24 protein-coding genes are annotated in these 22,650 nt (G+C 66.1%); 12 read left to right on the forward strand and 12 right to left on the reverse strand.

Going from position 1 to position 22,650, the window contains the following annotated elements:
* Positions 1 to 116 precede the first annotated feature (116 nt).
* Positions 117 to 584 (reverse strand): MarR family winged helix-turn-helix transcriptional regulator, encoded by a 468-nt coding sequence (locus U5817_RS14310; RefSeq protein ID WP_407277776.1) that lies wholly within the window; start codon positions 582 to 584, stop codon positions 117 to 119.
* Positions 585 to 656: 72 nt separating this feature from the next.
* Here U5817_RS14310 and U5817_RS14315 point away from each other — a divergent pair, with 72 nt between their 5' ends.
* The 10 genes from U5817_RS14315 (at position 657) to U5817_RS14360 (ending at position 9,296) form a co-directional block, all read left to right on the forward strand.
* The gene (locus U5817_RS14315; RefSeq protein ID WP_407277777.1) at positions 657 to 1,814 is read left to right on the forward strand and encodes a PLP-dependent aminotransferase family protein; all 1,158 of its coding nucleotides are present in this window, start codon (positions 657 to 659) and stop codon (positions 1,812 to 1,814) included.
* Between the two features lie 54 nt (positions 1,815 to 1,868).
* Positions 1,869 to 2,837, forward strand: coding sequence for a phosphoesterase (locus U5817_RS14320; protein ID WP_407277778.1), 969 nt, complete (start codon positions 1,869 to 1,871; stop codon positions 2,835 to 2,837).
* A 60-nt stretch (positions 2,838 to 2,897) separates the two neighbouring features.
* Positions 2,898 to 3,359, forward strand: coding sequence for an antitoxin Xre/MbcA/ParS toxin-binding domain-containing protein (locus U5817_RS14325; RefSeq protein WP_169132751.1), 462 nt, complete (start codon positions 2,898 to 2,900; stop codon positions 3,357 to 3,359).
* Complete coding sequence (locus tag U5817_RS14330) at positions 3,359 to 3,823, forward strand: RES family NAD+ phosphorylase (RefSeq protein ID WP_169132750.1); 465 nt, start codon at positions 3,359 to 3,361, stop codon at positions 3,821 to 3,823. Before U5817_RS14325 ends, U5817_RS14330 begins: the two co-directional genes overlap by 1 nt.
* An 80-nt stretch (positions 3,824 to 3,903) precedes the next feature.
* Positions 3,904 to 4,776: an HDOD domain-containing protein gene (locus tag U5817_RS14335; RefSeq protein ID WP_407277779.1), complete on the forward strand. Its 873-nt coding sequence runs from the start codon at positions 3,904 to 3,906 to the stop codon at positions 4,774 to 4,776.
* A gap of 170 nt (positions 4,777 to 4,946) precedes the next feature.
* Positions 4,947 to 6,926: a M10 family metallopeptidase C-terminal domain-containing protein gene (locus tag U5817_RS14340; RefSeq protein WP_407277780.1), complete on the forward strand. Its 1,980-nt coding sequence runs from the start codon at positions 4,947 to 4,949 to the stop codon at positions 6,924 to 6,926.
* Positions 6,927 to 7,050: 124 nt separating this feature from the next.
* On the forward strand, positions 7,051 to 7,767 hold the full coding sequence (locus U5817_RS14345) for an SIMPL domain-containing protein (protein ID WP_407277781.1): 717 nt from the start codon (positions 7,051 to 7,053) through the stop codon (positions 7,765 to 7,767).
* A 38-nt stretch (positions 7,768 to 7,805) separates the two neighbouring features.
* On the forward strand, positions 7,806 to 8,135 hold the full coding sequence (locus tag U5817_RS14350) for an MliC family protein (RefSeq protein WP_169131216.1): 330 nt from the start codon (positions 7,806 to 7,808) through the stop codon (positions 8,133 to 8,135).
* A gap of 92 nt (positions 8,136 to 8,227) precedes the next feature.
* Positions 8,228 to 8,770 (forward strand): C40 family peptidase, encoded by a 543-nt coding sequence (locus U5817_RS14355; protein ID WP_407277782.1) that lies wholly within the window; start codon positions 8,228 to 8,230, stop codon positions 8,768 to 8,770.
* A 94-nt stretch (positions 8,771 to 8,864) separates the two neighbouring features.
* Complete coding sequence (locus U5817_RS14360; RefSeq protein ID WP_407277783.1) at positions 8,865 to 9,296, forward strand: cyclic nucleotide-binding/CBS domain-containing protein; 432 nt, start codon at positions 8,865 to 8,867, stop codon at positions 9,294 to 9,296.
* Positions 9,297 to 9,327: 31 nt separating this feature from the next.
* Here U5817_RS14360 and ftsB read toward each other — a convergent pair whose 3' ends face one another.
* From ftsB to U5817_RS14380, 4 genes are all read right to left on the reverse strand, one after another.
* Complete coding sequence (gene ftsB, locus U5817_RS14365; protein WP_169131210.1) at positions 9,328 to 9,606, reverse strand: cell division protein FtsB; 279 nt, start codon at positions 9,604 to 9,606, stop codon at positions 9,328 to 9,330.
* A gap of 112 nt (positions 9,607 to 9,718) precedes the next feature.
* Complete coding sequence (eno, locus tag U5817_RS14370) at positions 9,719 to 11,008, reverse strand: phosphopyruvate hydratase (RefSeq protein ID WP_407277784.1); 1,290 nt, start codon at positions 11,006 to 11,008, stop codon at positions 9,719 to 9,721.
* A gap of 58 nt (positions 11,009 to 11,066) precedes the next feature.
* Entirely contained in the window at positions 11,067 to 11,906 is an 840-nt protein-coding gene (gene kdsA, locus U5817_RS14375; protein WP_169131206.1) for a 3-deoxy-8-phosphooctulonate synthase, read from the reverse strand.
* 10 nt (positions 11,907 to 11,916) lie between these two features.
* A complete protein-coding gene (locus tag U5817_RS14380; protein WP_169131204.1) occupies positions 11,917 to 13,560 on the reverse strand; it encodes a CTP synthase in 1,644 nt (547 codons plus the stop codon).
* A 111-nt stretch (positions 13,561 to 13,671) separates the two neighbouring features.
* Between U5817_RS14380 and U5817_RS14385 the strand changes: the two genes are divergently transcribed.
* Entirely contained in the window at positions 13,672 to 14,799 is a 1,128-nt protein-coding gene (locus U5817_RS14385; RefSeq protein ID WP_407281072.1) for a polysaccharide pyruvyl transferase family protein, read from the forward strand.
* On the opposite strand, the gene U5817_RS14390 is transcribed toward U5817_RS14385, so the two are convergent.
* Together U5817_RS14390 and U5817_RS14395 are read right to left on the reverse strand one after the other, a co-directional pair.
* Complete coding sequence (locus tag U5817_RS14390) at positions 14,789 to 15,337, reverse strand: isochorismatase family protein (protein WP_169131224.1); 549 nt, start codon at positions 15,335 to 15,337, stop codon at positions 14,789 to 14,791. The genes U5817_RS14385 and U5817_RS14390 overlap by 11 nt on opposite strands.
* A 108-nt stretch (positions 15,338 to 15,445) precedes the next feature.
* Entirely contained in the window at positions 15,446 to 15,850 is a 405-nt protein-coding gene (locus U5817_RS14395) for an acyl-CoA thioesterase (RefSeq protein ID WP_407277785.1), read from the reverse strand.
* 168 nt (positions 15,851 to 16,018) lie between these two features.
* On the opposite strand from U5817_RS14395, the gene U5817_RS14400 reads away from it, so the two are divergent.
* On the forward strand, positions 16,019 to 17,662 hold the full coding sequence (locus U5817_RS14400; protein ID WP_169131198.1) for an electron transfer flavoprotein-ubiquinone oxidoreductase: 1,644 nt from the start codon (positions 16,019 to 16,021) through the stop codon (positions 17,660 to 17,662).
* A gap of 67 nt (positions 17,663 to 17,729) precedes the next feature.
* Here U5817_RS14400 and U5817_RS14405 read toward each other — a convergent pair whose 3' ends face one another.
* From U5817_RS14405 to U5817_RS14425, 5 genes are all read right to left on the reverse strand, one after another.
* Positions 17,730 to 18,206: a hypothetical protein gene (locus tag U5817_RS14405; RefSeq protein ID WP_407281074.1), complete on the reverse strand. Its 477-nt coding sequence runs from the start codon at positions 18,204 to 18,206 to the stop codon at positions 17,730 to 17,732.
* Complete coding sequence (locus U5817_RS14410; RefSeq protein WP_407277786.1) at positions 18,203 to 19,420, reverse strand: exo-alpha-sialidase; 1,218 nt, start codon at positions 19,418 to 19,420, stop codon at positions 18,203 to 18,205. The genes U5817_RS14405 and U5817_RS14410 overlap by 4 nt, the downstream gene beginning before the upstream one ends.
* The gene (locus tag U5817_RS14415) at positions 19,414 to 21,519 is read right to left on the reverse strand and encodes a TonB-dependent receptor (RefSeq protein ID WP_407277787.1); all 2,106 of its coding nucleotides are present in this window, start codon (positions 21,517 to 21,519) and stop codon (positions 19,414 to 19,416) included. The genes U5817_RS14410 and U5817_RS14415 overlap by 7 nt, the downstream gene beginning before the upstream one ends.
* A complete protein-coding gene (locus tag U5817_RS14420) occupies positions 21,509 to 21,964 on the reverse strand; it encodes a copper chaperone PCu(A)C (RefSeq protein WP_407277788.1) in 456 nt (151 codons plus the stop codon). The genes U5817_RS14415 and U5817_RS14420 overlap by 11 nt, the downstream gene beginning before the upstream one ends.
* Positions 21,965 to 22,161: 197 nt before the next feature.
* Positions 22,162 to 22,557, reverse strand: coding sequence for a DUF2946 domain-containing protein (locus U5817_RS14425; RefSeq protein WP_407277789.1), 396 nt, complete (start codon positions 22,555 to 22,557; stop codon positions 22,162 to 22,164).
* Positions 22,558 to 22,650 lie beyond the last annotated feature (93 nt).

Genomic DNA, 22,650 nt, shown 5'->3' on the forward strand with positions numbered 1-22,650 from the left:
CCGTCGCTTGTCCATGCCCGCACTGCATTGTTCGCTTGACAATACCCCTGGCTGCGTCGCGTTGCGGACGATTATCACCCGGCGAACGCGTCCGACGCATCCACCGCGCGGGTCGGCTATCGTCCCGCGCCGACGAGGGCTTCCATGACCGCGTGCCACCCCGCCTCGGCCTGCGCGCCGCCTCGGGCAAACGCAGCCTCCAGCTGGACCATCTGTGCGCCGGTAAGGCGTGCCTCCAGCGCTTCACCCTCGACGGTGAGCTGCAACTGACGGACACGCCGGTCGTGCGCCGCAGTATCGGTCGCGACCAGCCCCATATCGACCAACTGCCTCAACGGGGCGTTCAAGGCCTGCTTGGTGACGCCCAGCACGCCGAGCAAGGCATTCACCGAAATCTGCGGATTACGGCCGACGAAATACAGGATGCGGTGATGCACTCGCCCTAGGCCACGCTCTTCGAGAATGCGATCCGGCGGCGCGGTGAAGGCACGATAGCCGAAATACAGCAGCTCGATCGCCTTGCGCAGCCGTGCATCGTCGGATTCGGGTGCTGATGGTGCGCGGGAGATATTTAAGTCAACCATGTTGACATACTAGGAGGCGAGCCATTACCTTGTCCATAGGTCAATATTATTGACATTTTATCGGATACCACGATGACCGCCGCCCTTTCCTCCCTTCCCGCATTTTCCGCCCGCACCCGCGACCTGCACGCCTCGCCGATCCGCGAAATCCTCGCCGTCGTCGATCGCCCGGGGATGATCTCCTTCGCTGGCGGCCTGCCCTCCGGAGACAGTTTTCCGCGCCTGTCGCTCGACGCCATGCCCCTGAACGCCTTGCAGTATGGCCCAAGCGAGGGAGAACGGCCGCTGCGCGAATGGATTGCCGCAGATCTGCGCGCGCGCGGACTGGATTGCAGCGCCGACCAGGTGCTGATCGTCTCCGGGTCGCAACAGGGGATCGATCTCGTCGCAAAGCTGTTCATCGACCCCGGGACGCCCGTCGCCGTCGAATCCCCGACCTATCTCGCTGCCCTCCAGGTGTTCCGCTTCTTCGGCGCACGCCTGCATGCCTACGATGCCGAGGCGCCCGATACGGCCAGCTTCGCGCGCGACAAGCCCGCTTTCGCCTACGTCATCCCCACCTTCCAGAACCCGAGCGGGCGCTGCCTCGACGCCGCGCAGCGCGCCGCCCTGGCCGCCAGCCTCGACGAGGCACACATCCCCGTGTTCGAGGACGACCCCTATCGCGACCTCGCCTACGATCCGTGCGAACGCACACCGCTGTGCGCGCGGCTGCAGCGGGCGCCGTGGATCTACCAAGGCTCCTTTTCGAAGAGTCTGGCCCCCGGCTTACGCCTGGGCTACCTTGCCGCCTCGCCCGAATTGCTCCCATTCCTGACGCGCCTGAAACAGGCTGCCGATCTGCACAGCAACCGCGTCAGCCAGTGGGTGGTGCTGCAGCAGCTCAACGATCCCGCGCGCCATGCGCGCATCGACGCCCTCGTCGCGAGCTATCGCCTCCGCCGCGACGCGTTCGAGCAGGCGCTTCGCCGACATTTCGGCGACATCGCCACCTGGCGAACGCCCCCCGGCGGCCTCTTCTACTGGCTGACGCTGCGCAACAAGATCGACACCCGCGCGCTCCTGCCCAAGGCGATAGAAGCAAACGTCGCCTTCATGCCGGGCGAGCCCTTCCTGCCGCACGAAACGGAAGCCTGCGGCCAGCTGCGGCTCAATTTCAGCCATGCGACCGCGGAGCAGGCCGATGTCGGGCTGAGGCGGCTGGCTGCGCTGGTGCGCAGCGCATCCTGATCCCCCGCCGCGGCCGGTCCCTTCCAGGCGCCCTGTGGCATGATGGAACGGACCATGAGCACACCAGCCACCATCTACTACCACGCCGACTGCCTCGACGGCTTCGGCGCCGCCTATGCCGCCTGGCGCCACCTGGGCGATGCAGCGCGCTACCAGCCGATGCATTACGGCATGGACTGGCAGGCCGAAGACGTCACCGGGCGCGACGTCTTCATCCTCGACTTCTCGTTTTCCCGCGCCGAGCTCGAACGCATGGCCAGCCTGGCCCGCTCGGTCTGCCAGATCGATCACCACGCGAGCGCCCGCGCTGCCTGGGCGGAACTGCTGCAGTCGGACGAGGGGAGCGGCGGCGAGCGCTTTCACGATGCCTCCCGCAACCTGACAGTGATCTTCGACCTCGAACGATCCGGCGCCAGGCTCGCATGGGAATATTTCCACCCGGACACGGCAGTCCCGGAGGCGATCGCGCACATCGAGGACCAGGACATGTGGCGCTTCGGCCTCCCCGGCACACGTCCCTTCTGCCGCGCACTGCGCATGCGCGATTTCCATTTCCGCACCTGGGATCCCATCGTGCGCGCAAGCGAGGGCGCGTCTTCACCCGCCCATCGCGCCCTGCTCGAGGAAGGCGAAGCCGTCGATCGCTTTCTCGCCATCGAGGTCGATCGGCTCGCCTCCAGTTCTCTGGTCATGTCCGTAGGCTTGCAGGCCAACCTCGCTCCCGGAGCCCCCGCTGCAGCGTCCGACATGCGGGTGAGCGGCCTCGCCATCAACGCCAGCGCGGCATTTGCATCCGAGCTCGGCGGACGGCTGGCGGAGCGCTCGCGCACCTTCGGCCTCGTCTGGCAACTGGGCGGCGACGGCTTCGTGAAGGCGTCACTGCGCGGCTGCAATGTCGTGAACGTCGCGCGCATCGCCGAGCATTACGGTGGCGGCGGCCACCCCAACGCCGCAGGCTTTCGCATGCGCTTGCGCGATTTCCTCGAACAAGTGCTCGCGACACCGCCCGACCAGGCACCCTGAACGTCCAGACGCGCCAAATTTGCCTATAATTGAAGCCAGATGGCGTCGATGGAGTTCACCATGAATACCCCCGCCGCAGCCCTGGCGCCCCCCGCGTCGCTCTCGATCGAATCCGTGCTCGGCGGTCAGGGCGTGCTGCACGCAAGGCCGCGGACGGCGCTCGACTGGGTTGCGCTCATCCGCCGCGGCATTTCGTCTGCGGCGGTCGATTCGGCAACGAAGACGCTGCACGTCACGCAGGCCGAGCTTGCCGGAGCCCTCGGCATTCCCGAGCGCACCCTCGCCCGCCGCAAGCGGGAAGGCACCCTCAACAGCGAGGAATCCGCCAAGCTGGTGCGCCTCGCACGGGTCGCCGAACGCGCCCAGGAGGTCTTCGAGGATCCCGAAGTCGCCATGCACTGGCTCAAATCGCCGAACACCACCCTCGGCAGTGCCGTGCCGCTGTCGCTCATGGACACCGACATCGGCGCCGAGAGCGTCCTCGACACCCTGGGCCGCATCGAGCACGGCGTCTTCGCCTGATGCTCACCGTTTGGCGCCTGTTGACGGCGCGCTGCGCGGCGTCGGCGTTCTCCGGCGAGGGTGCCCGCCTCTACGGCGGACGCTGGAACCGCAAGGGCGTTCCGCTGGTGTATACGGCCGCCACACAATCCCTCGCCATGCTCGAAATGCTCGTTCAGGACGAACCCTTGCACGCCCGCTACGTGGTCATCCCGGCACGAATCCCGAGCGGGCTGCGTATCGACCGAATCGCCGCCGACACGCTCCCGGACGACTGGCGCAGCCCTGCGGCGCGCGCACACCTGCAGGACATTGGCAGCGACTGGGCGAAGGGCGGTTCCGCCGCCGTACTGGCGGTCCCCAGTGCGGTGATCCCGTCGGAAACCAACTACCTTCTCAACCCCTTGCATCCATTCTTTGCCAAAATCGCCATCGGCGAAGCGCAGGAATTCGTCACGGACTTGCGCCTCATTCGAAGCTCATGATCTTTCACCGCCCGCGACGGCAGACTCCGCCCGAAGACGGTCACCTGACGCGGACGATCGACAAACCACCCCAACTCCCCATGTCCCCCACACGCGAAGAAAACAAGACCGGCGATGCCCTCAAGGCCCAGCGTTTCCGCATGCTGGAAGACATCGCCACCGAAATGTCCCGCAAACTGGTCTTCCCGACCTGTTTCGACGTCACGATCCGCCTGCGCGAATTGCTCGACGACCCCGACGCGCCGATCGAGAAGATCAGCGCCGCGGTGAGCCTCGACCCCATGATCAGCACCCGCCTGCTGAGCGCAGCCAATTCCGTGCTCAACCGCCGCGACGGCCCGCCCTGCAAGGACCTCCAGTCCGCGATCATGCGCATCGGCACGAAGTCGGTGCGCTCCCTGGCGCTCGGCATCGCGATGCGGCAGCTTCTGCTCGCCAAGGACCTGACCGACTTCGACGGCATATCCCGGCGGCTATGGACACACTCCGTGACCACCGCTGCCGCCTGTTCCGTCCTCGCACGGAAATTCGGCCGCGTGACCGCCGACCAGGCGCTCTTCGCGGGGCTGGTACATGATCTGGGCGCCAGCTACATGCTCTATCGCGCCTCGCAGTATGACGAACTGCGAGAACGGCCCGATACCGTCCGACACCTCGTCTACCAGTGGCACGAGAGCATCGGCGAGTCCCTGCTCTTCTCCCTCGGCATCCCCGAGGAAATCGCCATCGCCACGCGCGACCACGACCACCCCCGTCCCGTACCCGAGTACCCGCGCAATCTCACCGACATCGTGTACATCGGCAACGTCATGGCCGGTGGACATTTCGAGTGGATGAAGAAGGATTTCGACGCCGCTGCGCAGGCCCGCGCCGAGCTCGGCGAGCCCTATCTATCCCTCATGGACGACATGAACGCCGCGGCTGCGGATCTCCACGCCGTGCTTGAGGGCTGACCGATCCGGCAAGCGGGCACGAGCGGAAACTACGGAGCCGAATCCCGCACGGTTTGCCTGTAAAATACCCTCCCGACGGAGGGCTGCGCGAAGCGGCGGGCGTCGCCCCGGCGGCGCCCTGACCGATTCGCCTGTCCGGCCGACCATCCCGCACGGACACGGAGGCGCGCATGGCGCTGGCAGCACTCTCGACGCAGCAGATCATCGAACAGCTCGATTCGGGCTATCACTGGGTCGGCAGCACCGTCACCTACGCGTTTCCCGTCACCACCGCCAACCTGTTCTGGACGGACGAAGGCAGCTCGTTCCAGCCCCTGGGCTCCACCCAGCAGGCTTACGCCGAACTGGCGCTCGCCTCGTGGGACGAACTGATCGCCCCCTCGTTCGCCGAAGTGTCCGGCACCTCGTCCGACATCGAATTCGGGATCACGCTCAGCACCGACTATGCCCACGCTTACTTCCCCACCTTCGGAAGCGTCTGGCTGAGGGCCGGCGAAACCTCGCTCGCCGACCCCGAGATCGGCAGCTATGGCTACATGACCTACGTCCACGAGATCGGGCACGCCCTGGGGCTCGACCACATGGGCGACTACAACGGCTACGCGCCCGCACCGACCAGCTACCAGGACAGCACCGTGCTGTCGGTCATGTCCTATTTCGGCCCGACCCACGGCTCCTGGTCGGCCGGAACCGGCCAGATCGCATGGGCCGACTGGATAGGCGCCGACAGTCAGCTCCACCAGCCCCAGACCCCCATGCTCAGCGACGTGCTGGCGATCCAGAGCATGTACGGCGCCGACCGCACGACCCGCAGCGGCGACACCACCTATGGCTTCGGCGCCAACGTCACCGGCGCGATGGCCGCGATCCTCGATTTCACGCGCAATCCCCACCCCGTGCTCACGATCTACGACGCGGGCGGTAACGACACCCTCAACCTCAGCGGCTGGTCCACGGGCAGCACGGTCGATATCGCGCCGGGAGCCTACAGCTCCTGCAACGACATGACCAACAACATCGCCATCGCGTACTCGACGGACATCGAAAACGTCGTCTGCGGCGACGGCTCCGACACGATCCGCGGCAACACCCTCGCCAACCGCCTCGACGGCGGCGGCGGAAACGACACGATCTACGGCCTCGACGGCGACGACGAACTCCTCGGCCGCGGCGGCAACGACTACCTCGACGGCGGCGGCGGAGTCGACTGGGCCATCCTGGACGCGGACCTCGGCAGCTACGCCATCATCTACGACTCCACCACCGGGGCCTTCACGTTCCAGAGCCAGTGGAGCGGAATCGACACCATCACGGGCATCGAATACTTCCGCTTCGCCGACGGCACCAACCGCAGCGCAGGCGAACTCACCGGCGGGCAGCGCGCCGCGCCCGCTCCCGGGATTACCGTCTCGGGCACCGGCCGCACCAACGTCCTCAGCGGCACAGATGCCGACGACCAGCTGTTCGGCCTGGGCGGCGCCGATACGCTCGACGGCGGGTTCGGCCACGACCTGCTCGACGGCGGTCGCGGCGCGGACCGGCTGCACGGCGGCAACGGCGGCAACGGCGACGATACCTATGTCGTCGACAACCGCAACGACGTCGTGATCGAGTCGAACGGCGCGCTGGGCGGCATCGACACCGTGCGCAGCTCCGTATCCTTTGCCCTGAGTGCCGATCTAGAACATCTCACCCTCACCGGCCGCGCACGCGCCAACGGCAGCGGCAACGACGGCGACAACGTCATCGTGGGCAATACCGGACGCAACACCCTCGAAGGACGCGGCGGCGACGACACCCTGATCGGCGCCGGGGGCCTCGACATCCTGACCGGCGGCGCAGGTCAGGACATTTTCCGCTTCGACACCGCTACCGATAGCGGAGCCAGCGCCCGCAAGGCGGACCGGATCACGGATTTCACGATCGGCGAGGATCTCCTCGATCTTTCCCGCATCGACGCAAACCCCCTCACCGCCGGGGACGACGCCTTCGATGCCATCTTCGTGGCCGCCGGAACGGCCTTTTACGCGCCTGGCCAGCTCCAGTTCGCCGGAGGCATCCTGTACGGCAACCTGGACGCCGATGCGAAACCCGAATTCGCGATCAACGTCGGGTTCGTAGCCCTCTCGCACAACGATATCCTGCTCTGAGCGCCCTCTTTGCCGCATTTCCGGCCCCATCGCCTTACACACAATTACAACGCGCCTGCATGGAAAGCTTGATGCCGCGCGCCGGCGCGCTACACTTCGCGGCTTGACGCCTTCCGCACGGAATATGCACAAACACACGGCCATGCACCGCTGCCTGCTCGCCCTCCTGCTTCCGTTGCTCGTCTCCACATCGAGCCATGCGGCCGAGCAGAAGCCCGCCGGCGAGGGGACGACCGTCGAGCTGTCGGCCGATGCCCGCCGCGCGGCCCCCAACGATCTCGCCATCGCAAGCCTCTATTTCCAGGCCGACGACCGCAATCCCGGCGCGCTCGCACGCCACGTGAACAGCACGATCGCGACAGCGCTGGAACAGGTGCGCGGTCATGCCACCGTCAAGGCAAAATCCGCCGGAACCACCACTTTTCCGGTCTATGGCAAGGAAGGCCGGCGCATCGAGGGCTGGCGCATGCGCTCCGATATCCAGCTCGAAAGCAGGGACCTCCCCGCCCTCACCGAACTCCTCGGCAAGCTCCAGGGAACGCTCGCACTCGCGGGCCTGACCGTCCAGCCCTCGCCCGAAACGCGCAAGAGCACCGCAGACCTCGCCGCCACCGACGCAATCCGGGCTTTCCAAGAGCGCGCCGGAACCATCGCCGCCACCCTGAACAAGCCGTGGCGCATTCGCCACCTCGCCGTCACCCACGGCGGCAGCCCCCGCCCGCCCTTCCCCGCCGCACGCGCTGCGGTGGCATTCGCCGCCGAGGCCACGCCGATGCCCGTCGAAGCCGGCGAGACGGAGATCATCGTCACCGTCAGCGGAACCATCGAACTGACGGACTAACGCGGCACCACCCGCCGCACGCTTCTGAAAGACACTTCATGCACCTCAATCGCCATCTGGCAGCCCTATCCGCACTTCTCATCGGCGCCGGCGCCCTCGCCGGCACCGCCTGGACCAGCGAAGGATCGCGGGTTGTCAGCTACACCTGTCCCGGCGGCGAGCAATTCACCGTCGAGTACCTGGACGGTCACGTGCGCCTGCGCACCGGCGCGGGCATCTTCGCCCTCACCGGCGAGAAGACGGCCGGCGGAGGGAAGTATTCAGACGGCTATACGCTGCTCTCGGCCAGCGGAGACCAGGCCACGCTCGAACGACCGGGCCTTCCCGACAGCCAGGCCTGCCGGGCCACCGGCAAGACCTCGCTCTGACACCGCGCCGCGAACCGCCGCAGCCCGAACACCCACTGGACACCCGCAGGCAAATTCCCCTATCGTTCGGGAATAACGTGCAGGGGGGCTCCATGGTCGTTCGCAAGCTGCTTCATGCCCTGACGGCATCGACGATCGCAGCCCTCGTGGCTGCCTGCAGCAGCGTCCCGGCCCCGCGCCCCGAAACCTCCGCCGCGCCGCGCATCCCTTCCGGGCCGGTCAGCGCCGACTACTTCGTCCTCGAAGACCCCGAGCATTCGCGCGAGATGGTCATCTTTGCGCTGGGACTGCTCGACACCGGCTACCGCTTCGGCGGCCGCAACCCCGATGCGGGCCTCGACTGCAGCGGCATGGTGTCCTACATCGTCGAACAGGTTTCCGGCCGCCGCCTGCCGCACAACGCCGCTCAGATCGCCGACCGGACACGACCGGTCAGCCTCGCGCTGCTCCAGCCGGGCGACCTCGTGTTCTTCAACACCATGAACCGGCCTTACTCGCACATGGGCATCTACATGGGCGAAGGCAGGTTCGTGCACGCACCATCGAGCCGCGGGCGCGTACGCGTCGAACGGCTCGACAGCCCCTATTTCAGATCCAGATTCGACGGTGCCAGGACGCTCCTGGCGGACAGTTGAACAAGGCGGCCCGGGCGCCTACAACCTGGGGCGGCGCTGCACCCGCCGACGCTGACAGGAAGCATCTCACCCACCCTTCAGCAGGAGCAGAATCATGCATACACGAAAGATCAGCGAGGTCATCGCCGGGCGCCCCATCCTCACGGGCCCGGCGGACCTGACCGTGAGCGAAGCCGCACGCCTGATGGCCGCCGCCAAGGTCGGATCCATCATGCTCACCGAAGGCGGCCGCCTCATCGGGATCTTTACCGAACGCGACGCCCTCGTGCGGGTGCTGGCCGCGGGACTGGCCCCCCAGGTGACCCCTGTTGCGCACGCGATGACCACGCATGTGATGACCGCAACGCCCGAAATGCCACTCGGCCACGCATTGCACCTGATGTTCGAAGGCGGATTCCGGCACGTACCCGTCGTGAGTGACGGCCGGCCTGTCGGAATGGTGTCTGCGCGTGACGCGCTCGGCCCCGAGCTCGTGGAATTCGAGGGCGAACTGCTGCAACGCGAGGCGATCGCCGAAGTGCTCTGAGCAGATGGCACTCCCCCCGGGGCAGCCGCCGTCAGGGCTTCTGCCGGGGGGTGTGAACGAAAACTTCGCCGGGCTTGGTCAGCCCGAGCTCGAAGCGTGCGCGCTCCTCGATCGCCTCGTTGCCGGACTTGAGATCGCGCACTTCGGCTTCCAGGCCCGCGTTGCGCTGCTCCAGCTCGCGATTCTTCTCGCGCTGCTCCTGCAGTTGCCGGTCGACGTCCCACACCCGCAACCAGCCGCCCTTGCCCAGCCAGAGCGGATACTGCAGGAGTGCAACCAGCAGGACGAGGATGACCAGAGGCCAGCGCATAAAGGGACGAAGATCTGCTCGTAATCAAAAGAAGGCCGGCGAATTCATCGCCGGCCTTGTGCATTGAATCATTGCGGCCGGCCCCTACGGGCCGCCGCAGAACGCGGGACGCTCAGCGCACGCGAAGGTTGTAGAAGGCGCGACGGCCCGGGTAGCTGACGGTATCGCCGAGATCTTCCTCGATGCGCAGCAACTGGTTGTACTTCGAGATGCGATCCGAACGCGACAGCGAACCGGTCTTGATCTGCATCGCGTTGAGGCCCACCGCGATGTCGGCGATGGTCGAGTCCTCGGTCTCGCCCGAACGGTGCGAGATCACGGCGGTGTAGCCCGCGCGCTTGGCCATCTCGACCGCGGCGAAGGTCTCCGACAGCGTGCCGATCTGGTTGATCTTGATGAGGATCGAGTTGGCGATGCCCTGGTTGATGCCCTGCTCGAGAATCTTCGTGTTGGTCACGAACAGGTCGTCGCCGACGAGCTGGATCTTGCGGCCGAGCTTGTCGGTCAGCGTCTTCCAGCCGGCCCAGTCGTTCTCCGCCATGCCGTCCTCGATCGACACGATCGGGAAGCGGTCGGCCAGCGTTGCGAGGTAGTCGGCAAAGCCTTCCGAGCTCAGGGTCAGGCCCTCGCCGGACAGCACATACTTGCCGTCCTTGTAGAACTCGGAGGCTGCGCAGTCGAGCGCCAGCACCACTTCGCGGCCCGGCTCGTAGCCGGCAGCGGAGATGGCGTCCTGGATCATGTTCAGCGCTTCCTCGGTGCTGCCGACGTTCGGCGCGAAACCACCCTCATCGCCCACGGTCGTCGGATAGCCCTTCTTGTCGGTGAGCTTCTTCAGGTGATGGAAGATCTCGGCGCCGCAACGCAGCGCTTCGCGGAAGCTGGTCGCGCCCACCGGCATGATCATGCATTCCTGGATGTCCAGGCTGTTATTCGCATGGGCGCCGCCGTTGATGACGTTCATCATCGGCACCGGCATCGCCATCGGGCCCGAACCGCCGAAGTAGCGGTACAGCGGCAGGCCGGCCTCTTCGGCCGCGGCCTTGGCGACGGCCATCGACACGGCCAGCATCGCGTTGGCGCCCAGGCGCGACTTGTTCTCGGTACCGTCGAGCTCGATCAGGGTGCGGTCGATGAAGGCCTGCTCTTCGGCGTCGAGGCCGATGATCGACTCGGAGATCTCGGTGTTGACGTTCTCGACCGCGCGCAGAACCCCCTTGCCCAGGTAGCGCGCGGCGTCGCCGTCACGCAGTTCGATGGCTTCGCGCGAACCGGTGGAGGCGCCCGACGGCACAGCCGCACGGCCCATCACACCGGATTCGAGCAGAACGTCCGCTTCGACGGTCGGGTTGCCGCGCGAATCGAGAATTTCGCGGGCAATGACATCAACGATTGCACTCATTGGTATTCCTGTCCTTCAAGGGGTCAAAAATAAGTTGATCGCAACACCGGCAACTGCTTCAGCCGGCCAGCTCCATGAAGCCGTGGCGCTTCACCAGGCTGTCGATATCCTTCAGCGTCGCCAGCAGCGCCTTCATCTTCGGCAGCGGCCATGCGTTCGGGCCGTCCGAGAGGGCCTTTGCGGGATCGGGGTGGGTCTCCATGAAGAGCCCCGCCACACCCACTGCCATGGCCGCACGCGCCAACACCGGCACGAACTCGCGCTGCCCGCCCGAAGCCGTACCCTGGCCGCCGGGGAGCTGCACCGAGTGCGTCGCATCGAACACGACCGGGCAACCCGTTTCGCGCATGATCGCAAGGCTGCGCATGTCCGACACGAGATTGTTGTAACCGAAGGATGCACCGCGCTCGCACACCATGATGGTGTCCGCGCCGCCGTTGGCCTCGCGCGCCTTGTCCACGACGTTCTTCATGTCGCCCGGCGCGAGGAACTGGCCCTTCTTGATGTTCACCGGCTTGCCGCTCGCGGCGACCGCATGGATGAAGTCGGTCTGGCGGCACAGGAAGGCCGGCGTCTGCAACACGTCGACGACGGCCGCCACGGCCGGGATTTCCTCGATCGCATGCACATCGGTCAGCACCGGCACGCCGAGTTGCTTGCGCACGTCGGCGAGGATCTCGAGGCCCTTCTCCATGCCCGTGCCACGGTAGGACTTGCCCGAACTGCGGTTGGCCTTGTCGTACGACGACTTGTAGATGAAGGGGATCGCCAGCTCAGCGCAGATCTCCTTGAGCGCGCCGGCCGTCTCGAAGGCCATGTCGCGCGACTCGATCACGCAGGGACCAGCGATCAGGAAAAAGGGCTTGTCGAGCCCGGCCTCGAATCCGCAGAGTTTCATCGCGACTCCCTCAGGCCGCCGCAGCGGCCGCCTTGCGCGCCAGCGCCGCCTTCACGTAGGCCGTGAACAGCGGATGCCCCTTGCGCGGGTTGGAGGTGAATTCCGGATGGAACTGGCAGCCGACGAACCAGGGATGCACGTCGGCCGGCAGTTCGATCATCTCGCACAGGTCGGTTCCGGGCGCACGGCCGGAGACGACCAGGCCTTTTTCTTCCAGTTGCGAGAGCAGCTTGTTGTTCACTTCGTAGCGGTGGCGATGGCGCTCGACGACGTCGGCAGAGCCATAGACATCGCGCGCCAGGGATCCGTCCGCAAGGTGGCACAGTTGTGCACCCAGGCGCATCGTGCCGCCGAGGTCGGAGCTTTCGCTGCGCTTCTCGACCTTGCCGGTGCGATCCTGCCATTCCGTGATCAGGCCGATCACCGGATACTGGGTGTCGCGCTCGAACTCGGTCGAATGCGCCCCGGCCATGCCGGCCACGTCGCGGGCGAACTCGACCACGGCGAGCTGCATGCCCAGGCAGATGCCCAGGTAGGGAACCTTGTTCTCGCGCGCGTAGCGGATGGCCGCGATCTTGCCCTCGGTGCCGCGCTTGCCGAAGCCGCCCGGCACCAGGATGGCGTCCATCTTCTCGAGCGCCTTGCAGCCATCGCGCTCGATGTCCTCGGAGTCGAGGTAGTGGATCGTCACCTTGCTCTCGGTGTGCATCCCGGCGTGGCTCAGCGCCTCGATGAGCGACTTGTAGGACTCGGTGAGGTCGACGTACTTGCCGACGAAGGCGACGTCGACGGTCTCCTTCGGATTCTCAAGCGCATGGACGAGCTTGTCCCACACGCTCAGGTCCGCCGCGCGAGCGAGGATGTTGAGCTTGTGGCAGACGATCTCGTCGAGCATCTGGTCGTGCAGCTGCCCGGGAATCTTGTAGATCGAGTTGGCGTCCAGGCACTCGATGACCGCTTCGGGCATCACGTTGCAGAACAGCGCGATCTTGCGGCGCTCGTCGGCCGGGATCGAGCGGTCGGCGCGACACAGCAGGATATCGGGCTGGATGCCGATCTCGCGCAACTCCTTCACCGAATGCTGTGTCGGCTTGGTCTTCAGCTCGCCTGCGGTCGGGATGTAGGGAAGCAGCGTCAGATGGATGAAGCAGGTGCTGTTGCGGCCCTCCTCGATGCCCATCTGGCGGATCGCCTCGAGGAAGGGCAGCGACTCGATGTCGCCCACGGTGCCGCCGACCTCGACGATCGCCACGTCGGCACCTTCGGCGCCGCGCTTGACGTACTGCTTGATCTCGTCCGTGATGTGCGGGATGACCTGGACGGTCTTGCCGAGATATTCGCCACGGCGCTCCTTCTTGATCACCGACTCGTAGATCTGGCCGGTGGTGAAGTTGTTGCGCTTGCTCATGCGCGCGCTGGTGAAGCGCTCGTAGTGGCCCAGGTCGAGGTCGGTCTCGGCGCCGTCCTCGGTCACGAAGACCTCGCCATGCTGGAACGGGCTCATCGTGCCCGGATCGACGTTGATGTACGGATCCAGCTTGAGGTGGGTAACCTTGATGCCGCGGGATTCGAGAATGGCCCCCAGCGAGGCCGCTGCAATGCCTTTGCCCAAAGAGGACACGACACCGCCGGTAACGAAGACGTATTTGGTCATGGGAACGTTGCTGCGGGAAAGCGCGATGATAACCGAAGAGGCCCGCGGGCCGGAAGCGATGTGCGGCACCTGCCCTTTCCAACGGCCGAAAACGGTGGGATCGTGACCACCATGACGAGCGCGACACGCCAGGCTGCGCCGGCGAACGGACGGCGCCTGATCCTGTTCGGAGCCTTCGACCGCCACAATTTCGGCGACCTGCTGCTCGCCCGGTGTGCGGCAGCGGGCGCTCGCAGCGAAATCGTGTTCGTAGGACTTGCCGCACGCGACCTGCACGCGGCCGATGGGTTCCGCACCCTGGCGCTGGCCGACGCCATCGCCGCCTACGGGAACGAGGACGCCGACTTCGTGCACGTCGGCGGCGAGTTGCTCACCACCACCGCCTGGGAAGCGGCCGTGATGCTCCAGCCGCCGGCAGACGTGCCACGCATCGTGGCCCTGCATGACCGTAACGCGGATGCGCGCGCGGCGTGGGCGCAGTCCGTCCTCGGGACCGCGCGCCGCATACCCTACGTCGTCGCACGGGAAGCACTCCCCGCCCGTTGGCGCACCCACTTCCGCGCCGTGGGCGGCGTCGCATTCGACGCGCTGACGGCCGCGGAGCGCAATGAAGTCCTTGGAGCGCTCCAGGGCGCGACCACGCTCGGTGTCCGCGACAGCACGACCCTGAACGCACTTCGCCATGCCGGACTCGCCCCCGATCTCCAGCCGGATCCGGCCGCGGCGACATCCGGACTTTTCCGTACGACGATACGGCAGCGCGGACGGGGCGGCGAGATCGCGGCGCTGCATGCCCGCCTGCGATCATGGATCGCGGTGCAACTCGGCGCGGAATGGGGAGACGATGCGACGCTCGACCGCGTCGCGCGCTCCCTGCTCAGCGCATCGGACGCACGCGACGGCGGCATCGCACTGTTCCGCGCCGGGCTGGCGCCGTGGCATGACGACCGCGATACACTGCAGCGTCTTGCCGACCGGCTCGGGGCGAACGCTCCGCTGGCGATCCTCGAGTCGCCCCGCGTTCTGGACATCTGCGCCCTGCTCGCGGGGGCTCACGCGTACGTTGGTACCAGCCTGCATGGCTGGATCGTCGCGAACGCGTTCGGGGTGCCTGCGCGCTGCCTCGTGCGAAGCGCGGCAGACAAGGCGGCGCGCTACACGGATACCTGGTGCAAGGTGCCGCGCCAGTGGCGCACGCCGGACGACGAGCCGCTGTTTCCGCCGGAGATCAGCGGATGAAGTCGCGATTCACGCTGCGGAAGAGCTCGGTGCCGCCGCGGCGCAACCATTCGAAGGCGACCATTTCCCGCGACACGATCTCGATGCCGTGACCGCGCATGCGTGCAAAAGCCAGATCGCGGTCGCTCGCTCGCCGCGAGCCGGCGGCATCCGCCACCACGAAGACGTCGCGGCCCGCCCAGCGCAAGCCCAGCGCGGTCTGCTGGACGCACACATGGGCTTCCGTTCCGCACACCACGACCTGCCGCCTGTCGTCGATTGTCGTACCCCTGAGGCATCCGTCGGCCTCAGCCGAAAAATGCTGCTTGGTGACGAACTGCGCGCCTGCGGCCACTGCGGCGCCCTTCACTTCCGCAACCGTGCCGCCGATCTTGTCCGGGAAGTGCTCCGTAACGACCACCGGCACCCCCACGCGCGCGGCGACGCCGGCGAGCCACGCGCAATTGCGCACAATGACCTCGCTCTCGGCGATTGCCGGCGCGAGCCGCTCCTGCACGTCCACAATCAGCAGGACGGATTTTTCGCAGTTCATCAGCATCATCCGATCTCCCTGTTAAACCGGCAGCCAGATACCCTTCGACCCGGATCGGCCACGCATGCATCATCCTCACCCCCGACTCTACCCGAACCGGCCGACAAGGACGCGTCAGAGAAAAGCGCGCAGCCCTTCCGGCAGGGGCACCGACTTGTTCGTGGCCATGTCCATCCACACGACCTTGGACGCGCCGTCCGCGTAGAGGCGCTCCTCGCCCTCGACGAAGAGTTCATACCAGGTCATCACACTGCTCCGGCCGGGTTCGCCCGCATACATCTTCACGATCACGGTGGCCGGATAGTTAATCGGCAGCAGGAAGGTGCAGCTGGCGTTGATCACGACCGGACCCGAGCCGCAATTGGGATCGACGCCGAAGCCGAGCTGCTCGATCCATTCGACGCGCGCCTGCTCGCAGTAGCGGAAATACACCGTGTTATTGACGTGCCCGTAGTAGTCCATGTCGCCCCAGCGCACCGGAATGCGGGTGGTATGGACCAACTTCCGTATCTCTTCCATTGAGTGGGTTCCTCTGGTTTGGCTCGACAAGACACTCTAACATACGGTACCGTATGTTATACACGCATCACGGCGGCGAATGGCATGCCCGTGCGGGGCTGCGCATGTATTAAACTGCATCTCCGCGATGCACAAAACCAATATCCGCGTATTCAAATGGAGAACTGAATGGAACGCGAATCGATGGAATTCGACGTCCTGATCGTCGGCGGCGGCCCTGCGGGGCTTGCGGCGGCGATCAGGCTGAAGCAACTGGCCGCCGAGAAGGGCAATGACGTCTCCGTGTGCCTGATCGAAAAGGCCGCCGAGATTGGCGCGCACATCCTCTCGGGCGCGGTGATGGATCCGCGCGCGCTGAACGAATTGATCCCCGACTGGAAGGAACAGGGCGCGCCGGTGACCACCGCGGTCACCGAAGATCGCGTGATCTTCCTCAACGAGACGGGCGGGCGCAAGGTCCCGAACGGCCTGCTGCCGGACTGTTTCCTCAACCACGGCAACTACATCGTGCGCCTGGGCAACGTCGCCAAGTGGCTCGGCGAACAGGCCGAAGCGCTGGGCGTCGAGGTCTATCCCGGTTTCGCCGGGGCCGAGATCCTCTATGACGAGAACGGCGCCGTTAAGGGTGTCGCCACCGGCGACATGGGCGTCACGCGCGAAGGCGAACAGGGCCCCGCCTACCAGCCGGGGATGGAACTGCATGCCAAATACACGCTCTTCGCCGAAGGCTGTCGCGGGCACCTGGGCAAGCAGCTCGAAGCGAAATTCAATCTGCGCAACGGCGTCGATCCGCAAACCTACGGCATCGGCCTGAAGGAGCTGTGGGAAGTCCCCGCCGAACGTCACGAGCCGGGCGTGGTCGTGCATACCACCGGCTGGCCGCTGCCCTCGGACACCTACGGCGGCGGCTTCGTCTATCACCTCGAGGACAACCTGGTCGCGATTGGCTACGTGGTGGGTCTCAACTACACCAACCCGCATCTCTCGCCCTTCGAGGAGTTTCAGCGCTACAAGACCCACCCCGAGATCCGCAAGTATCTCGAAGGCGGCAAGCGTCTGGCGTACGGCGCGCGCGCGATCGCCGCGGGCGGCCTGCAGAGCCAGCCGAAGCTCGTGTTCCCGGGCGGCGCGCTGATCGGCGACGACGCGGGCTTCCTCAACGCCGCGCGCATCAAGGGCAGCCACGCCGCGATCAAGAGCGGCGCTCTTGCCGCCGAGGCGGCCTTCGAGGCCGTGACGGCCGAGCGCAGCCGCGACGAGCTGAAGGCGTTCCCCGAGGCGTTCAAGAGCAGCTGGCTGTTCGAGGAACTGCACAAGACGCGCAACTTCAAGCCCTACATGAAGAAGGGCTTGTGGATGGGTTCGCTGCTCTTCGGCATCGACCAGAAGGTGTTCGGCGGGAAGGCGCCGTGGACGCTGCACAACAGCTCCGACCACGACAAGCTCAAGCCCGCGTCCGAGTGCCCGAAGATCGACTACCCGAAACCCGATGGCGTGCTCACCTTCGACCGCCTCTCCTCGGTGTTCCTGTCGAACACCAATCACGAGGAAGACCAGCCCTGCCACCTGCAGCTGAAGGATGCGTCGGTGCCGATCGCGGTGAATCTCGCCAAGTACGATGCCCCCGAGCAGCGCTACTGCCCGGCGGGCGTGTACGAGATCGTGCGCGACGAGTCGGGTCAGAACCCGCGCCTGCAGATCAACGCGCAGAACTGCGTGCACTGCAAGACCTGCGACATCAAGGACCCGACGCAGAACATCAACTGGGTCGTGCCGCAGGGCGGCGAGGGACCGATCTACCAGGGAATGTAATCCCCGCCCCCGGGGCCAGCGACGGCAAAGGGCGGCTTCGGCCGCCCTTTTTATTGTCCACCCAACGTTATTTCTGGTTCGCCTGCAGACCGAGGGCCGATCGGACCGTTGCCTCGGTAACGACGCCGGACAGGGCGGACTTGCCGCCCTTCCCGTCGAAGAAGATCGTTCTCGGCAACTCACCGCGCCACTTCGGATCGAGCGCGTAACCGAGCGCCTCGGGCGAATCAACCCCGTAGGCAAAACGCTGCCCGGGCACGGAAAGCAGGTCCAGCGGTTCGGCCAAGCCGGCAAACTGCGGCTCCACTGCCACCGTGACCAGCCTGAACCGGCGATCTCCCCTGGCCATCTCGGAAAAGAGCTTGAGGTTCTTCTTGCAGTGAACACACTCCGACGACCACAGGGCAACGATCGTCGGAACCGTGTGGCTCGCCGGATCCACGATGCGGGCCGCTGCGACCCGATCTAGGGGCTGGAATTCTGCCGCGGAAGCTGCCGCGGCGAGGCACCACGACAGCGCCGCAATGAGGTTTCGGATCTTCATTCCAGCCAATACCCCCGCATGCCCTCGGTCTCCGTCCGCCAGAACACGAGCAGCGCGTCGCCGCGACGGATCAGGCGCGGCTGGTCCGACGCGCCCTCGGTCGCCGCCAGCGCCCGCGGACTGAACGTGGCGCCGCCATCCGCCGACACCTCTGAACGCAGGAGGGTGCGCTCGCCGTCGAACTCCTTCCAGGTGACGGCGACGCGCCGCCCAACGACCGCAAGGTCGGCATGCGCCGCCCGCTCGCCGCCGAGCGCGCGCTGCCCCTCCACACGGCCATCGCCCAGACGGCCGTAGAAGACCCGCCCTTCCCCGTCCTTCTCGTTGAACCACACCGCGTGGCGCGTGCCATCCGGCGCCACGGCGAGCGAGGGGCCGTGATGCGGGCAGGCGTCGATGCTCCAACGGTCGAAGGTGGCGCGCGCGACACTTCCCGGCGCCCCGTCCGCGCCCAGTTTCACTATCGCGTGATCGCGCTCGTTGGGCTCGAAGACATGGCGCCACATCAGCAGCGGGAGACCATCCGCATCCCCGGTGATTGCGATGCGGCAGCATTCGCAGGAATGGTCGGCGATCTTCTGCTCGGGCCGGAAACTGCGCCCGCCGTCGTCCGACACCGCCGCGTAGATCGCCGCGCCGCGGTAGTCACGATTCGCCGCCTGGGCTAGCTCGAGGTCGCGCTTGTCGATCCATGCCAGGACGACCTTGCCGGCACCGGTCACGGCGAGCGACTCGAAGCGATGGGTGATCTCCTGGCGATCGCGATGCACCGTGACGGGCGCCGTGAAGTGACGACGGTCATCGGCACGGGCGAAGCGGATCTCGCCGGTGAAGCGCTTCGCCAGTGGCCGGGTCCAGGACACCAGCGCCGCGCCATCCGCATCGAAGGCGAGCTTGGGACGATTTTCCCCGTCGGCCGAGATCGGCTCCGGCTCCGCGTTGACGACGACCGGCGCATCCCAGCTGCGGCCGTCATCCGGACTGCGATGCAGCAACACATGCTGACCATCCTTGGTCACCGCGTACAGCGCGCCATCGGGAGCGAAGGCCGCGCTCGTTCCCAGCTCCGGTCTCGCAGGCTTGGTGCCAGCCACTCCATGCATGTGCTGAGCCGGTTGAGCGTGGGCCACGTCGACATTGGCGATGGCCAGGATCCCCAGCAACGCCAGCAACGCCTTCCGGGCCGCAGTCCTTGGGGTTGCGACGCTCACCATTTCGCCTCCACCCCTGCGATCACGGTCCGGGGCAGGCCTGGCGAATAGACCGGCGTACTCCGCGTCGACAGTTGCGCGCTTTCGGCGTAACGCTTGTCGGTCAGGTTCTGGATGCTGCCGAACAGCGACCACGTCGGATTGAGCGCGTAGTTCCCCCGCAGATTGAAGAGGTTGTGCCCGCCATACTTAACGGTGTTCGCGTCATCGAGCCAGTAGGAGCCGATCCTCGACCATTCGACCTGAGCCCGGACTGCAGTCGTCGGGGTCCAGGTCAGGCGGGTATTCGACATGAAGCGCGGCGCGCTGGCCTGTTCGTTCCCACCGAAATCGCCCTGCGACGTCTCCCAGTCCTCGAACTCGTGCCACGCGTACGACATCGAAACGTCGAGTCTGACGGTGCGGTGCAGGGGCGTACCGAGCCCGAGTTCGATACCCCGGTGCCGCGTCTTGCCGGCATTGGTCGTGATCGTCTGCGTCGTCTCCGGATCGCGCTGGCTCACGATGTCGTCGTGCTTGGTGAGATCATAGGCGACCAGATCGTAGGACACGCCGGCGACCACCCCGCGGATGCCGAGCTCGAACTGTTCGGCCCGGATGGCCTCCAGCTCGAGCGCGGACTGCGCGAGCGCCAGCGCCGATGCACGACTCGTCGCACGCGATGGGCGGAACAGCTGCGATTCGGACGGCGCGCGGAAACCCTGGTTATACGAGGCGAAGAGGTGGGTGTCGCGATCGAGCGCGTAGGTAGCGCCGAACTTCGGCGTCGCGCGGCGGAAACTCACCGTACTGTCGGCAGATTGCCCATAGAAGCTGCTTCCAACCTGAACGGCACCCGCGGTGAAGTCATTGCGCAAGGTGTAGCGCATGTCGTCGTAACGCAGGCCCGCAGTCAGGCGCAACCTTTCCGTGGGCGAGATCTCGCCATGCAGGTAGGGCGAGATGCCGCGGTACTCCACGTCGTAATCATAGATGCGCGGCCCCACCGTGTAGTCGATGAACTCCTGGTTCGCACCACTGCCACGCGTCGTCGCATTGACCCGATTCTCGCGCCGTGACCCGGGACTGACGTCGAGATCGACACCCGCGATCAGGCGCACGCGCATCGGCACGAAATCCTGGCGCCACTTGGCCATCAGGCCGTAGGACTGATTCTGCGTCTCGGCGAGGCTGGGGTCGAAACGGAGGGCGAAACTCGCCAGCAGGTCCATGCTGTTGTCGCGCAAGTAGGGCGTGATCGACAGCAGGGAATCCGCGGTCTCGTGCTCCAGACTCGTCGAGACGCGTAGCGCGCTGACCTTGCGGAAGGCGATCGGCAGGTAGTTGCGCGTCGGATCGTGCTTGTAGTCCTCGCGCACAAGCGGCGAATTCGCCCCGGTGTCCTGGTCGATCTCCGAGAAGCCGAGCACGGTTTTCAGCGAAGTGTTGTCGCCTATGAAGTGGTCCCAGCGCAGCGTCCCGCTCTTGCGGTCATAGGCGGTGTCGTCGCGCCAGCCGTCCGTCGCGGAGAGATTGAGGTCGGCACGGAAGCCGCCGTTCGCATAACCCGAGCCGCCGCTCAGGAGCGCCCGCCGCCAGCCGTGCTCGCCGATCTCCACCGAGCCTCCGAGTTCGGGCTTCGTCGGCGGAACGCGCGTCAGCACGTTCACGACGCCACCGATCGCATCCGATCCGTACAGCGCGGACGACGGACCGCGGTTCACCTCGATGCCGCCCGCCTGCGGCACGTTGATCTCGTACAGCGCGTTGTGATTGAAGAAACCCGGAGACCGCGAGGGAATGCCGTCCTCGAGGAACAAGTACACCGGACTCGTCGTGAAGGGCTGACGGATGGAGGTCGTGTGTCCTTCGCCGTTGGTGACGGCGACCGCGGCACCGGGGATCTGGTTCATGACCTGGGCGGGGTGGGCCGGTTTGTCCGCCGCAATCGCCTCCGCCTTGACGGCTCCGACCGACGCCGGGGTCTCGACCAGGCGCTCCTTTTCCCGCGTGCCGGTGACGGTCACCTGTTCGAGGATGGTCTCGCCATCTGCCGCCGATACCCCGCCGATGGCACAGGCACACGAAAACGCGACCAGCGCGCGGATTCGTTCAGCGCTCATGGCCAGCGCCTCCCATCGTGCCCAGAGGACGCACCGGCGCCTGAACTTCGATGGTCTCGCGCTTGCCGTTGCGCCCTTCCACCGTCAGCACCAGTGGTACGGTGTCGCCCGGCTGCAGCGGCTTGCGCAGATCCAGCAGCATCACGTGGTGCGCGCCGGGCTTGAGTTCGACGGCCTGGCCGCCGGGAAGTGGCACGGCGGCGACGGGGCGCATCTTCATCACGTCCTTCTCCATCGCCATCTCATGGATCTCGACGGTTCCCGCGACCGGCGAGCCGGCTGCGACCAGCTTCGCATCCTCCGATGAGGTAAGCCGCATGAAGGCTCCGGTGACCTTCTGGTGCGGCACGGTCGCGCGCACCCACGGATCATCGACCTTGACGTCTGCCCACACCGGTTGCGAAAGGACGAACAGGGACACGGCTGCCGCGATGTATTGCTTCATGTTTCCACTCCTTCGTAGCGCGCGATCGGGCCGACAGCCGCCGACAACACGGCAGCGGCGCGCACGGATCGCGATGCGGCGACGAGCCCGCAACGGGGATCGAAGCGCCGCAAACCAAACTGAAAAATGACGGGAAATCTGCCCCATGGAAACCGCGCCTTTCCAGTGACAGCCAGGCGGGTCGGGGCGAAATGTGTTCAGGCGAGGAGTGGCGGTGCGCGCGGTGGCGACTTGACCCACGCAAACAGCGGGCGCGGGGAATGGAAGTAGAGCTTGGGAAACTCGTCGATCGCCGCTTCCAGCGCGAAGGGCATCACATGCGGCGCGGGCAGGGCCGGCGTGCCGCCATGCGTGGCGCAGAAAGCGCACCGCTCGGCGGGAAACAGATCGGCATTGCCGCCCTTGCTGCTGCCGGAGGAATCATCAACCGCCACCAGCTTGGTACCGGCAACGGTACACACCTCGACCCAGCGCGTTTCGTCGCCGGTGAGCCGTGACATCGCGTGGCTCATGGCCGGCATGACGGCACCAAGCAGGATCGCGAACAACGCGATCCATGCCGTCAGGGTGCGGGTCGAGCGCTTGATATGCATGGGCGTATGGAGGCCTCGTGTCGCAGGCATTCTAGCCACGAGGCTCCCGTTTCCCTTGACTGCAGTCAAGCGCAAAAAAGAAGTTGGCTGCCA

The sequence above is a fragment of the Aromatoleum evansii genome, from assembly GCF_045689615.1.
GTDB lineage: Bacteria > Pseudomonadota > Gammaproteobacteria > Burkholderiales > Rhodocyclaceae > Aromatoleum > Aromatoleum evansii.

Bases quoted from the DNA above. Each gene is read 5' to 3' on its own strand.
- U5817_RS14310 (WP_407277776.1), bottom strand. From the start codon at position 584: ATGGTTGACTTAAATATCTCCCGCGCACCATCAGCACCCGAATCCGAC.
- U5817_RS14315 (WP_407277777.1), top strand. From the start codon at position 657: ATGACCGCCGCCCTTTCCTCCCTTCCCGCATTTTCCGCCCGCACCCGC.
- U5817_RS14320 (WP_407277778.1), top strand. From the start codon at position 1,869: ATGAGCACACCAGCCACCATCTACTACCACGCCGACTGCCTCGACGGC.
- U5817_RS14325 (WP_169132751.1), top strand. From the start codon at position 2,898: ATGAATACCCCCGCCGCAGCCCTGGCGCCCCCCGCGTCGCTCTCGATC.
- U5817_RS14330 (WP_169132750.1), top strand. From the start codon at position 3,359: ATGCTCACCGTTTGGCGCCTGTTGACGGCGCGCTGCGCGGCGTCGGCG.
- U5817_RS14335 (WP_407277779.1), top strand. From the start codon at position 3,904: ATGTCCCCCACACGCGAAGAAAACAAGACCGGCGATGCCCTCAAGGCC.
- U5817_RS14340 (WP_407277780.1), top strand. From the start codon at position 4,947: ATGGCGCTGGCAGCACTCTCGACGCAGCAGATCATCGAACAGCTCGAT.
- U5817_RS14345 (WP_407277781.1), top strand. From the start codon at position 7,051: ATGCACAAACACACGGCCATGCACCGCTGCCTGCTCGCCCTCCTGCTT.
- U5817_RS14350 (WP_169131216.1), top strand. From the start codon at position 7,806: ATGCACCTCAATCGCCATCTGGCAGCCCTATCCGCACTTCTCATCGGC.
- U5817_RS14355 (WP_407277782.1), top strand. From the start codon at position 8,228: ATGGTCGTTCGCAAGCTGCTTCATGCCCTGACGGCATCGACGATCGCA.
- U5817_RS14360 (WP_407277783.1), top strand. From the start codon at position 8,865: ATGCATACACGAAAGATCAGCGAGGTCATCGCCGGGCGCCCCATCCTC.
- ftsB (WP_169131210.1), bottom strand. From the start codon at position 9,606: ATGCGCTGGCCTCTGGTCATCCTCGTCCTGCTGGTTGCACTCCTGCAG.
- eno (WP_407277784.1), bottom strand. From the start codon at position 11,008: ATGAGTGCAATCGTTGATGTCATTGCCCGCGAAATTCTCGATTCGCGC.
- kdsA (WP_169131206.1), bottom strand. From the start codon at position 11,906: ATGAAACTCTGCGGATTCGAGGCCGGGCTCGACAAGCCCTTTTTCCTG.
- U5817_RS14380 (WP_169131204.1), bottom strand. From the start codon at position 13,560: ATGACCAAATACGTCTTCGTTACCGGCGGTGTCGTGTCCTCTTTGGGC.
- U5817_RS14385 (WP_407281072.1), top strand. From the start codon at position 13,672: ATGACGAGCGCGACACGCCAGGCTGCGCCGGCGAACGGACGGCGCCTG.
- U5817_RS14390 (WP_169131224.1), bottom strand. From the start codon at position 15,337: ATGCTGATGAACTGCGAAAAATCCGTCCTGCTGATTGTGGACGTGCAG.
- U5817_RS14395 (WP_407277785.1), bottom strand. From the start codon at position 15,850: ATGGAAGAGATACGGAAGTTGGTCCATACCACCCGCATTCCGGTGCGC.
- U5817_RS14400 (WP_169131198.1), top strand. From the start codon at position 16,019: ATGGAACGCGAATCGATGGAATTCGACGTCCTGATCGTCGGCGGCGGC.
- U5817_RS14405 (WP_407281074.1), bottom strand. From the start codon at position 18,206: ATGAAGATCCGAAACCTCATTGCGGCGCTGTCGTGGTGCCTCGCCGCG.
- U5817_RS14410 (WP_407277786.1), bottom strand. From the start codon at position 19,420: ATGGTGAGCGTCGCAACCCCAAGGACTGCGGCCCGGAAGGCGTTGCTG.
- U5817_RS14415 (WP_407277787.1), bottom strand. From the start codon at position 21,519: ATGAGCGCTGAACGAATCCGCGCGCTGGTCGCGTTTTCGTGTGCCTGT.
- U5817_RS14420 (WP_407277788.1), bottom strand. From the start codon at position 21,964: ATGAAGCAATACATCGCGGCAGCCGTGTCCCTGTTCGTCCTTTCGCAA.
- U5817_RS14425 (WP_407277789.1), bottom strand. From the start codon at position 22,557: ATGCATATCAAGCGCTCGACCCGCACCCTGACGGCATGGATCGCGTTG.